Consider the following 12,777-nt stretch of genomic DNA (forward strand, 5'->3'; position numbering starts at 1 on the left):
CCACCTCAAAATCCTGATATTAAATTTTTCTCATCATTAATTTCATAACGTTCCATTTATTTTACTTTTTAGTCCAAAACCTTGAATAATACTCATCTTTCTTAGTAGATTTGTGGAAACCACGTAATTATGAAGCCACAAAAACAAGGACTCTACTCTCCGGAGTTTGAACATGACAATTGCGGTGCAGGTTTTATCTGTAACCTAAATGGAGTAAGAACCAACGATATTATTCACAAAGCACTTGATATCCTAATACGTTTAGAACATCGAGGTGCCGTGAGTGCCGATGGTAAAACGGGAGACGGTGCAGGAATTTTAATTGAAATCCCTCATGCCTTTTTTAAACAAGTTTGCAAATTCGATATACCAGAACCTAACGATTATGCCGTTGGAATGCTATTTCTTCCTAAATCGAAGAATCAATCGCAAATTTGTATCAACATATTTGAAGAAAAAATTAAAGCCCAAGGGCTAAATATTATAGGCTGGCGTGATGTTCCTGTGGACCATTCTTGTATCGGAGAGATTGCTGCGCAAAGCGAACCTGTAACCAAACAAGTTTTTATTGGAAAGAATAATCAGGAATTAAGCGATGCTGAATTTAATGCAAAACTATATGCAGGAAGAAAAATTGCTGAACATGCTATTTTAAATTCAAACCTATCTGAAGCTGAATACTTTTATTTCTCAAGTCTTTCTACTAACACAATTATCTATAAAGGACTACTAATGCCGCAAGACATTAGTACTTATTACCAAGACTTAATGCAACCAGAAGTGGTTACAAAACTTGCCTTGGTACACCAGCGTTTCTCTACCAACACCTTCCCTACTTGGGATTTGGCACAGCCATTCCGCTTAATGTGCCACAACGGTGAGATTAACACCCTTAAAGGTAACTTAAGTAGAATGAAAGCTCGTGAAGAGCTCTTTAAAACTGAAATTTTTGGTGACAGCATAAAAGACATCCCGCCTATTGTTCTTGAAGGAAAGTCAGATTCTGCTTCCATGGATATGGTATTGGAATTATTGCTTCAAACAGGACGTTCGCTTCCCGAGGCTATGATGATGATGGTACCGGAAGCTTGGGAAAAACACCAGTCCATGAGCGATAGCAAAAAAGCTTTTTACGAGTACAACTCTTGTATTATGGAGCCTTGGGACGGACCAGCTTCTATTCCTTTTACTGACGGAAATTACATTGGGGCATTGCTAGACCGAAACGGATTAAGACCATCGCGATACACCGTAACAAAAGACGGGTACGTAATTATGTCTTCTGAAACAGGGGTGATTGACGTTAAACCTGATAATGTAGAACTACACGGAAGGCTGGAGCCAGGACGTATGTTCTTGGTAGACATGAATGAGGGCCGTATTATCGGCGATGAAGAGGTGAAAGAAAGTATTGTTTCTAAAAGACCTTATCGCAGCTGGTTGGATGAAAACTTATTACCGTTGGCAAAAATTGCGTATACCGGTAACAAAACTCCTGTTGAAAAAGAGGACTTCACCATTCGTCAAAAGTTGTTCGGTTACACCAATGAAGATATTAAAACCCTTATTACACCAATGGCCACTCAAGGAAAAGAAGCCATCGGTTCTATGGGAACAGATACACCTTTAGCAGTTCTATCTGACAGACCACAACTGCTTTTCAACTATTTCAAACAACTTTTCGCACAGGTAACCAACCCACCTTTGGATGGTATCCGCGAAGAAATTGTTACGGACATTAGTCTTTCTATCGGCGGCGATAGAAACATCTTTGACGTTGTTCCGGAGCAATGTAAAAAATTGAAAATCCAAAATCCAGTTATTTCTAACGAAGACTTGGATAAGATTAAATATATTAACCACCCGGATTTTAAGGCCGTTTCCATTTCAATCCTTTATGAAATTGATAAAGGATTGAATGGCCTTGAAACTAGATTGGAGGAAATTCTAGACGAAATTTCCAATGCTATTGACGAGGGATGTAATATCATCATTTTATCAGATAGAAATGTTTCCCCTAAAATGGCGCCTATTCCTTCTGCGCTTGCTTGTTCTCATGTTCACCATTCTTTAAAAAGAAAGGAAAAAAGATCTTCCGTAGGAATTATCATTGAATCGGCAGAGCCAAGAGAACCACACCATTTTGCCTTATTGTTTGGTTATGGCGCTAGTGCAATCAACCCATATATGGTAAATGAAATTATTGCCAAATTGGTTGCAGATGGAGAAGTGAACTCTTCTTTTGAAGACGCAGTGCTTAACTTCAACAAAGCCATCGGAAAAGGAATTGTTAAGATCATGAACAAAATTGGTATCTCTACATTACATTCTTACAGAGGTGCCCAAATATTTGAAGCGCTTGGTCTCAACAAAAAATTTGTAGATAAATATTTCTGCAATACTACCAGTAGAATTGAAGGTATCGGCATTTATGAAATTGAAAAGGAAATTCAAAAGCGATTTTCCAAAGCTTATACCACAGACGAAGGAATAGCAGATTTAGACCTAGAAATTGGAGGTGATTACCGATGGAGAAGAAACGGTGAACGACACATGTTCAACCCAACCACTGTTGCCAAATTGCAACAGGCGGTACGTACCAATAGATTTGATAGCTACAAGGAATATTCCGAAATGATCAACGAGCAAAGTGAACGCTTAATGACGCTAAGAGGGATGTTCAAATTTAAAGAATTAAACCCTATTCCTTTAGACGAAGTAGAACCTTGGACAGAAATTGTAAAGCGTTTTAAAACAGGTGCAATGTCTTTTGGATCCATCAGCAAAGAGGCTCACGAAAATTTAGCCATTGCCATGAACAGGATTCAAGGAAAAAGCAACTCTGGCGAAGGTGGGGAAGATCCAGATCGTTTCCATAAAGATTTAAACGGAAACTGGCGTAATAGTGCCATAAAACAAGTTGCATCTGGACGTTTTGGGGTTTCCATCAATTATTTATCCAATGCGAAGGAAATTCAGATTAAAATGGCACAGGGAGCGAAGCCTGGAGAAGGTGGACAACTTCCTGGACCAAAAGTGAATCCTTCTATTGCGAAGACGAGAAACTCGACGCCTTATGTTGGATTGATTTCACCACCTCCACACCACGATATTTATTCTATTGAAGATTTAGCCCAGCTAATTTTCGACCTTAAAAATGCGAACCGCGAAGCTAGAGTAAACGTAAAACTAGTTTCTGAAGTAGGTGTAGGAACCATCGCTGCCGGTGTTGCAAAAGCCAAAGCAGATGTAGTTCTTATTTCCGGTTTTGACGGAGGAACAGGGGCATCACCACTTACGTCTTTACGTCACGCCGGACTTCCATGGGAGCTGGGTATTGCCGAAGCACAACAAACGTTAGTTCTTAACGATTTGAGAGGGCGTATTGTAATGGAGTGCGACGGACAATTAAAAACAGGACGCGACGTAGCGATTGCTTGTTTACTAGGTGCTGAAGAATTTGGTTTTGCAACCGCTCCTTTGGTAGCCTCAGGATGTATCATGATGCGAGCTTGCCACTTGAACACTTGTCCGGTAGGTATCGCAACTCAAGATCCGGAATTGCGTAAAAACTTTAAAGGAACACCAGAGCACGTAATTAATTTCATGTACTTTATTGCTCAGGAATTGAGACAAATTATGGCCGATTTAGGCTTCCGAAGCATTCAAGAGATGGTAGGCCAAAGCCAGAAACTGAACATGAACAAGGCTATTGAACACTATAAAGCACAAGGAATAGACCTTTCTAATATTCTTTATAAGCCAAACGTGCCAGAATCAGTTAAGTTATACAATACAGAAAAACAAGATCATCACTTAGAAGAAGTATTGGATTTCGAAATATTGAGCCAAGCACACCCAGCGGTATACCGAAAAGAAAGAATGAGTCTTGATTTTCCAATAACCAATATCAACCGAACCACAGGAGCTATTTTAAGTAATGAAATCTCTAAGATACATGGTGAAAATGGTCTTCCGGAAGATACACTTACCCTAAACTTTGAAGGGTCTGCCGGACAAAGTTTTGGAGCTTTCGCCACCAAAGGACTTACTTTAAAAGTTCACGGAAACACCAACGATTACTTCGGAAAAGGATTATCTGGAGCAAAATTGATAGTAAAAGTACCAGAAGAAGCCACTTTTAAGCCGGAGGAAAATGTGATTATCGGTAACGTAGCCATGTATGGAGCTGTTACTGGAGAAGCTTATATTAATGGAATTGCTGGAGAGCGTTTCTTAGTAAGAAACTCAGGTGCCAAAGCCGTAGTAGAAGGTATCGGTGACCACGGTTGCGAATATATGACCGGTGGTGTTGCTGTTGTACTCGGAAAAATAGGCAGAAACTTTGCTGCCGGGATGAGCGGCGGTATTGCATATATCTACAATCCAGATGGCAAATTAGACAGTAACAATTTTAACATGGAAATGGTAGAATTGGAAGAACCTTCAGAAAACGACCAAATACAATTACAACAATTGATTAGCAACCACATTAAATACACCGATAGTCCGCTTGCAAAACGTATTATGACTGATTGGGAGAACAATCGCAACAAATTTGTAAAAGTGATGCCTACTGAATTCAAAAAAGCATTGGAATTCTTGGCAAAGCAGGAAAAAGAAGTTGAACAATTAACAACAGCATAATCATGGGAAAACTAAGAGGATTTTTAGAATATGAAAGACGCGATGAAGACACAATTGCTGTTGACGAACGTGTTAAAAATTATAATGAGTTCACCAAAGAACTCAGCACAGAAGAACTAAACGAACAAGGCGGTCGCTGTATGGACTGCGGAATTCCATTTTGTCATAGTGGATGCCCGCTAGGGAATTTAATTCCAGATTTCAACGATGCCGTTTATAAAAACGATTGGAGCAAAGCACTACGTCTCTTACATGCCACCAATAATTTCCCAGAATTTACGGGGAGATTATGTCCGGCGCCATGTGAATCTGCGTGTGTTTTAGGCATTATCCAACCGCCAGTTTCCATTGAGCTTATTGAAAAATATATCGTGGAACGCGGTTTTAAAGAAGGCTGGATTAAAGCGAATCCTCCTAAAAAACGTACAGGAAAAACGGTAGCCGTAGTGGGTTCTGGACCTTCTGGTTTGGCAGCTGCTCAACAATTAAACCGCGCAGGACATTCAGTAACTGTTTTTGAAAGAGACAACAAAGTAGGCGGATTGTTACGCTACGGAATTCCAGATTTTAAACTCGAGAAAAAAATAATCGACCGTAGAGTTGACATCCTGAAGGAAGAAGGAATCGAGTTTAAAACCAATATTCACGTTGGAAAAAACTACGAAGCAGAGAAATTGAACGAATTTGATGCTGTGGTACTTTGCGGAGGCGCTACCCAACGAAGAAAACTACCTATCCCTGGAGCAGATGCAAAAGGCGTTGTTCAGGCAATGGAGTTTTTGAAGCGTAATAACGAAGTTGTAGATGGGCTAGCAGAAACAACTGAAGCCTTACACGCTAAAGGCAAAAACGTTATTGTAATTGGTGGTGGTGACACAGGTTCTGATTGTGTTGGAACCTCCAACCGTCATGGCGCAAAATCAGTTACGAACTTTGAGATTATGCCAATGCCTCCAGAATCGCGTTCAGAAGAAAATCCATGGCCATTTTGGCCCTTCACGCTTAAAACAAGTTCTTCTCATGAGGAAGGTGTGGAGCGTAATTGGAGCATCTTAACCAAAGAATTTATAAAAGATGGTGACGGGAACCTAAAAGCCATTAAAACGGTGGAAGTAAAATGGGTAAAAATCCCAGGAGAACGTCCACAATTACAAGAAATTGAGGGGTCTGAAAAAGAATGGCCTTGCGAACTGGCTTTGCTTGCCTTAGGTTTTACAGGTCCAGAAGCTACCTTAAGTGAACAACTTGGTCTCCATACCGATGAGCGGTCTAATATTAAAGGAAATAATTACCAAACTAATATCCCGCACATTTTTACTGCTGGAGATATGCGCAGAGGGCAATCATTAATTGTATGGGCTATTTCAGAAGGTAGAGAGGCAGCACATCATGTAGATAAATTTTTGATGGGTTCTTCTTCCCTTCCTGTAAAAGAGAGAGGAGATTTACCATCAGCATAAAACAGAAAATTGTGTTATAAAAAGGAAGTTTCAGATTGATAAACCTATTTTTTATAATTCAAATATGCATTAATACCAACCTAGCAAACCTCACTTAGTGAGTAAACATTTATTTAATTTTCCTAAGCCGACTTCGATGGAAGTCGGCTTTTTTTATGATTGACTATATTCGTTATCTTTCTATTTTGTATTTTTCCAAAAATTTTTTTCAATGGAAGGTACTCCCGTTTTCACCAACGATACCATAGTATTTGGTATCATCATGTTATGTTTAGGTTTTGTTTTTTTCACTTCAGCTATAAAGACAGGCTTTTGGAGTAAGTTTTACAAATTCGTACCCGCAGTTTTAATGTGCTACCTACTCCCTTCACTCTTTAATTCTTTCGGTATTATTTCTGATGAGACATCCAATTTATATTACGTTGCAAGCCGATACCTGCTGCCAGCTTCCTTGGTATTAATGACGTTAAGTATCGACTTAAAAGCGGTGTTCAATTTAGGTCCAAAAGCTTTAATAATGTTTTTTACGGGAACGCTGGGAATTGTTATTGGAGGACCTTTAGCTATTCTTTTGGTTTCTTCTATTTCTCCTGATACCGTGGGCGGTGTTGGACCTGATGCTGTTTGGCGCGGACTCGCTACCCTCGCAGGAAGTTGGATTGGAGGCGGAGCCAATCAAGCCGCTATGCTTGAGATTTTTAAATATAACCCAGAGAAATATGGCGGAATGGTGCTCGTAGACATTGTAGTTGCCAACCTATGGATGGCTGTCGTGCTCCTTGGCGTTGGTAAAACCAATAAAATTGATAAATGGCTAAAAGCTGACAATAGCGCTATTGATACCCTAAAAAATAAAATGATGGCTTTTGCTGAAAAAGTGTCTCGCCAACCCACACTCACCGATTATATGATGATTCTGTCCATAGCTTTTGTGGCTGTAGGCATTGCTCATTTTGGCGCTGATGCTATTTCTGAATTCTTAAAAGAAAACGTTGCTTCCATTAACGATAAAAAAAGTGCTTTGTCCTCTTTTGGCTCCCAGTTCTTTTGGATGATTACCATAGCAACTGCCATTGGAATTGTTCTTTCGTTTACCAAATTTAAAAACTATGAAGGTGCTGGCGCCAGCAAGTTCGGTTCTATTTGTATTTATATCCTGGTGGCTACGATTGGAATGAAAATGAACATCTTCAAAATATTTGAAAACCCTGGACTTATTGCCATCGGTTTAATTTGGATGACAATTCATGCACTTCTATTGGTTGTTGTTGCCAAAATAATTAAAGCCCCATATTTCTTTTTGGCCGTTGGAAGTCAAGCAAACGTAGGTGGCGCCGCCTCTGCTCCCGTTGTTGCTGCAGAATTTCACCCTTCTTTAGCAACTGTGGGCGTTCTTTTGGCTGTTTTTGGATATGCCGCTGGGACCTACGCCGCAATTTTTTGTGCTTATTTAATGGAATTGGCTTCAAAAGTGTAGCAATTTTTGTTAGAATTATGCATATTTGCCCTTCAGAAAAAAGAAACTATGTATCGATTACTCCTAGCAACAATTATAGCCTTTGCCTTCGCTTCCTGCGGAAATGAAAATGATAATATGACCGTAAACGGAACTATTGAAGGTTTGCGTAAAGGAACAGTATATTTTCAAAAAGTAGCCGATAGCACTTTGGTTACAATCGATTCGGTAGTAATAAACGGAAATCCTACCTTTAATTTTTCCACCAATGTGGAAAGCCCAGAAGTTTTCTCGCTGTACTTGGACAAAAATGATGGCAACAACCTAAACGACCGATTGGATTTTTTCGGAGAACCTGGTGCTATTACAATTACCACTTCTAGGGATTACTTTGCTCCGGAAGCAAAAGTAGAAGGCTCCAAAAGCCATGAGGATTGGATGTCTTATAAAAAAATTATTAGTAAGTTTTCTGAAAAGAATTTAGAACTCATAAAAGAAACGCTGGAAGCACAAAAAGAAGGTAAGTTAGCATTGGCCGATTCACTTCAGAAAGTTTCCAACAGCAATTTGAAAAGAAGCTATCTGTACACACTAAACTTTATATTTAATCATAGTGATTCTTACACAGCTCCATACATAACCCTTACCGACGCGTACAACACCAATGTAAAATACTTGGACTCCATTAATAATTCTTTAAGCGATGAGGTTGCTGAGTCTAAATATGGGAAAATGCTTCAAGAATATATTGAAGAGCTAAAATCTAGAGATTTAGCCACCGATTCTTTACAATAAAGCGCTTTAAATTTCACTTTTTCCGTTTAACCATAAATACTGAGGGTACCGGTCTCTGTGCATTTCCTTTGTTTGAAGGACAATTAATCAATGTATCGGCAGCAACCATGGCAGACGACCCTCCGCCGTCTAAATTCAAAGCCCTTACGCAACCCAAATCCACCATAATTTTAGCGAGACCAGGCAGAGAAATACCATTACTAAAACCCGGCTGCCTTCCGTCCACAACGAGTAATATGACCTTATCATCTTTGGTATACCCAATGGCTGTTCGAGGTTCTTTAGCTTCAAGTAAACTTGCATGGATATGTTCTTCTTCAGCATACACTTTTGGCTGAGCGTTTACCGCTAACACAGGGCCAGCGCCAATTGCCGAAGTAACTTTCCAGACTTCAGCCTCAGTTTCTTCAATTTTAATAGGCTCTTTGTTGAGATTTTCGCGCGGTTCCGGATAAGAATACGTAAGACTATCTCCTTTAAAATTATACGTCCACTTTATGGCAGGCTTCCCTGTATTATCAACACCAAAAGCTCCTCTCGTGGGATATTTACCTCCATGAACAACAAAAGCACCTGGGGTTTGTAATCTGCCATCTTTAATTATTAAACTGACAGATTGCGTGTCCGAAAAATAACCTCCATTTACTGTAACATAATCAAGCGTCTTTTCATCATTCGCAAATTCTAAAGGTGTTTTGTAAGCATTTCCATGACCAACAAACTCAGTACAAAGCTCTATATTTGAATCTTTACTATCTACTTCGGCATAAACTGCATGTAATGCCTCACCATCCGATAAGGTAGAAAAGGTTTCAAAAATCTTAATCGAGCTTGGAAGAAAATCCCGAAAGTCTGTTCTGATTTCCCAGTTTAATTCATTTTGTGATTGGGCGAAAAATACATTCAGTAGAAAACAAAAAACCGTTAGCAAATACCAATTATTTTTATCCATAGAAAAGTAAGCTTGAAAATATAAAACTACGATAAAAACTTCGGAAACATCTCCACGGCCTTTGTAGATTGAAAATTGTAAAGTCCAACAATTACCTCAGCCAACCCCGTTTAGCTGCCCTATTTGAGAAAGCAACCAAAAATGCGGCTATCAAGATAACCAGCGCTGGCATGACGTATGCTATAGGTCCGAATGCATCGGGTGTTTTTAATACAAACAAACTAAAACCCATTTGGATTAAAATAGCTAGCAAAGAAATAACAAAAACAGCTTTTGCCCATTTTTTCTTTATAAGCAAACCTATACAACCCAAAACACCAGTAAAAACAGCAATTCCATAAACAGCCTTGGACCAACTGGGGTTGTTCTCATAAATTTCACGCTGGGCGTCAGGAAGGCTATTTAATGCATCTTGAGTGATTGTAACATCTGCAATAAAGGCTCCAACACCGATAAGGTTCCAAATTAAAGCCAACACAGCGATCAGCCAAAACCACCATGGTATTTTAATTGTTTTTGAACTTTCCATATGTTTATTTTAATTGGTTATTCCTGATTTTGCAATCATCAATAAATCCACTTCTTTTTAATACTGAAATGGGAAAAGAAAAGATAAAAGATTGATGTAACAACTATAAAAACCGGGATCATAACGGCTTCTGGACTGTATTTATCCAAACTAGTTATTTTAATGAGGTTATAGATCATTTGAATGATAATTGCCACTACTGAAAGTCCGAATAGCAATCTAGCCCAACGCTGCTTTAAAAGAAGCGCTATGCTTCCAAAAACACCAGATAAAGTAGCCACAGCATAAACAATTTGCACCCAGACGGGATAATCACGAAATAATTGCTGCTCGATTGCAGGATATGCCAATAACGACCCTTCTGAAGCACTCATTAAACCTATAAAAGAACCTAGTCCAGTTAAATTCCATATTAATGCAAAAATAGCGATTGCCCAAAACCAAATAGGAGCTTCACTCGCATTCTCTTCGGTCATAAAACGTTATTTTTAAACAGTTTATATCCTCTAAGATACATTTTTTTATTCATAAAGAGAAAAGCTTGAAATATCCCAAAACAAAAAGACCCGATAGTTTTTAAAAACTATCGGGTCTATATTTTGTTTGGTAATAATTATGTTTTAATCTGCCAAAACAATCACTCTATTATTGTTCATTTCTACAGTTCCACTGGTAATTGGCAGCAAAGTAGCTCCGTTTCCCCCTTTGGAGAATTTAGCAGCATACACCTTATCAATTTTAATATCCCCGTAGATTTTCACATTCCCTTTACCCAAAAGCGAAACTATGGGTGCGTGATTGTCTAACATTTGAAACTCACCATCCACTCCAGGCACTGCTACCGAAGTAACTTCTCCTTTAAACAAAGTGGCTTCTGGTGTTATTATTTCTAATATCATAACTTGTTATGTATATTATCCTGAACTTGTTTCAGGATCTTTTATTTTTATTCAAAGTCCCACTATAACCTTACAATTCAATCGATTTGAAATCTGGATTCTTCTCACGAATTAAATTCCACTTCCAATCTTTATGCCAATTTTTAAGTTGTTTTTCTCGCCTTCTAGCAACATTACTTTCAGAAAAAACTTCAAAATAAACAAGGTCTGTAACATTATATTTTTTCGTAAAAAAAGCCCCTTTGCCATTTCTGTGCAATTCAACCCTTTTTTTGATATCCTTTGTATAACCTACGTACAATACTGTTCTGTTTAAATTAGATAAAATATAAACAAAATATCGCACAAGCAAAAAACTTACAAAAGGATGCTGAAACAAGTTCAGCATTAGCTAAGGCTACGCCTCAGCCAACATTTTTTCTCCTGCTTCGATAGCTTCTTCGATGGTTCCTTTAAGGTTGAAAGCTGCCTCTGGAAGATGATCTAACTCACCGTCCATAATCATATTAAATCCTTTGATAGTATCTTTAATGTCAACCAATACACCAGGAATACCTGTAAACTGCTCAGCAACGTGGAAAGGTTGCGACAAGAAACGCTGTACACGTCTTGCTCTTGAAACGGCCAACTTATCTTCTTCAGAAAGTTCTTCCATACCAAGAATCGCAATAATATCCTGTAATTCTTTATAACGCTGTAAAAGCTCTTTAACTCGTTGCGCACATCCGTAATGCTCTTTTCCTAAAACATCTGGAGTAAGGATACGAGAAGTAGAATCCAATGGATCTACCGCTGGATAAATACCAAGCTCTGCAATTTTTCTAGAAAGTACCGTTGTTGCATCTAAGTGAGCAAACGTTGTTGCTGGCGCTGGATCCGTTAAGTCATCCGCAGGTACGTAAACCGCCTGTACAGAAGTAATAGAACCTCTTTTAGTGGAAGTAATACGCTCTTGCATCGCTCCCATTTCTGTAGCCAAAGTAGGTTGGTAACCTACCGCAGATGGCATACGACCTAGAAGTGCAGACACCTCCGAACCAGCCTGTGTAAAACGGAAGATGTTATCTACGAAGAAAAGAACGTCTTTTCCTTGTCCTTCACCTGCTCCATCACGGAAATATTCAGCAATTGTCAATCCAGATAATGCCACACGAGCACGTGCTCCTGGAGGCTCATTCATCTGTCCGAATACGAATGTAGCTTTCGATTCTTTCATAGCAGTTTTATCTACTTTAGAAAGATCCCAACCACCTTCTTCCATAGAGTGCATAAATTCGTCTCCGTATTTAATAATACCAGACTCAAGCATCTCTCTCAAAAGGTCATTTCCTTCACGCGTTCTTTCACCAACACCGGCAAATACAGATAAACCACCGTGACCTTTAGCAATATTGTTAATCAACTCTTGGATAAGTACTGTTTTACCTACACCAGCACCTCCAAAAAGACCAATTTTACCACCTTTTGCATAAGGCTCAATCAAGTCGATTACTTTAATACCAGTATAAAGTACTTCCGTAGAAGTTGTTAAATCTTCAAATTTTGGTGCTTCGCGGTGAATTGGCAAACCGTCTTTACCAGCTTTTGGCAAGTTACCAATACCGTCGATAGCATCTCCAATAACATTAAACAAACGTCCGTAAACATCGTCACCTATTGGCATTTGAATAGGATTTCCAGTAGCGATAACTTCTGTACCTCTACTTAAACCATCCGTAGAATCCATAGATATTGTTCTTACGGTATCTTCCCCAATGTGGGATTGTACCTCAAGAACTAATTTAGAACCATCTTTTCTATCAATTTCCAATGAGTCGTATATATTTGGCAATTCAGACTCTGAACCAAATTTCACGTCTACAACTGGACCAATAATTTGTGCAACTTTACCTGTAATTTTAGACATTACTTAAGTGTTTAATGTTAAGCTTATTATTTGCTGAAAAAAGTTCTTCGAATAGATGCTTTTTTCGCGCTGCAAAGATATATTTTTAATTGAAAAAATTAATCAATTTATACTTTTTTTTTCAACCTCTTAT

At 38.7% G+C, this 12,777-nt stretch carries 10 protein-coding genes; 4 read left to right on the forward strand and 6 right to left on the reverse strand.

Annotated elements, in window-relative coordinates; all coding sequences use genetic code 11:
* Positions 1-129: 129 nt before the first annotated feature.
* From gltB to NDQ75_RS02240, 4 genes are all read left to right on the forward strand, one after another.
* The gene (gltB, locus tag NDQ75_RS02225; protein WP_202027747.1) at positions 130-4,647 is read left to right on the forward strand and encodes a glutamate synthase large subunit; all 4,518 of its coding nucleotides are present in this window, start codon (positions 130-132) and stop codon (positions 4,645-4,647) included.
* A 2-nt stretch (positions 4,648-4,649) separates the two neighbouring features.
* On the forward strand, positions 4,650-6,107 hold the full coding sequence (locus tag NDQ75_RS02230) for a glutamate synthase subunit beta (protein ID WP_202027748.1): 1,458 nt from the start codon (positions 4,650-4,652) through the stop codon (positions 6,105-6,107).
* Between the two features lie 211 nt (positions 6,108-6,318).
* Complete coding sequence (locus tag NDQ75_RS02235; RefSeq protein WP_202027749.1) at positions 6,319-7,584, forward strand: DUF819 family protein; 1,266 nt, start codon at positions 6,319-6,321, stop codon at positions 7,582-7,584.
* 48 nt (positions 7,585-7,632) lie between these two features.
* The gene (locus NDQ75_RS02240; protein WP_202027750.1) at positions 7,633-8,358 is read left to right on the forward strand and encodes a DUF4369 domain-containing protein; all 726 of its coding nucleotides are present in this window, start codon (positions 7,633-7,635) and stop codon (positions 8,356-8,358) included.
* A gap of 13 nt (positions 8,359-8,371) precedes the next feature.
* On the opposite strand, the gene NDQ75_RS02245 is transcribed toward NDQ75_RS02240, so the two are convergent.
* The 6 genes from NDQ75_RS02245 to atpD all read right to left on the reverse strand — a co-directional run bounded on the left by NDQ75_RS02245 (position 8,372) and on the right by atpD (position 12,644).
* Positions 8,372-9,310 (reverse strand): phosphodiester glycosidase family protein, encoded by a 939-nt coding sequence (locus tag NDQ75_RS02245; RefSeq protein ID WP_202027751.1) that lies wholly within the window; start codon positions 9,308-9,310, stop codon positions 8,372-8,374.
* A 91-nt stretch (positions 9,311-9,401) separates the two neighbouring features.
* Entirely contained in the window at positions 9,402-9,839 is a 438-nt protein-coding gene (locus NDQ75_RS02250) for a hypothetical protein (RefSeq protein ID WP_202027752.1), read from the reverse strand.
* 38 nt (positions 9,840-9,877) lie between these two features.
* Positions 9,878-10,315 carry a hypothetical protein gene (locus tag NDQ75_RS02255; RefSeq protein ID WP_202027753.1) on the reverse strand — a complete coding sequence of 146 codons (438 nt, stop codon included), beginning with the start codon at positions 10,313-10,315 and terminating at the stop codon, positions 9,878-9,880.
* A gap of 144 nt (positions 10,316-10,459) precedes the next feature.
* Entirely contained in the window at positions 10,460-10,738 is a 279-nt protein-coding gene (locus NDQ75_RS02260; RefSeq protein WP_202027754.1) for a F0F1 ATP synthase subunit epsilon, read from the reverse strand.
* A gap of 70 nt (positions 10,739-10,808) precedes the next feature.
* On the reverse strand, positions 10,809-11,126 hold the full coding sequence (locus NDQ75_RS02265) for a GIY-YIG nuclease family protein (protein ID WP_202027755.1): 318 nt from the start codon (positions 11,124-11,126) through the stop codon (positions 10,809-10,811).
* Positions 11,127-11,135: 9 nt separating this feature from the next.
* On the reverse strand, positions 11,136-12,644 hold the full coding sequence (gene atpD / locus NDQ75_RS02270) for a F0F1 ATP synthase subunit beta (RefSeq protein WP_202027756.1): 1,509 nt from the start codon (positions 12,642-12,644) through the stop codon (positions 11,136-11,138).
* Positions 12,645-12,777 lie beyond the last annotated feature (133 nt).

The sequence above is a fragment of the Galbibacter mesophilus genome (assembly GCF_023721415.1).
Taxonomy (GTDB): domain Bacteria; phylum Bacteroidota; class Bacteroidia; order Flavobacteriales; family Flavobacteriaceae; genus Galbibacter; species Galbibacter mesophilus.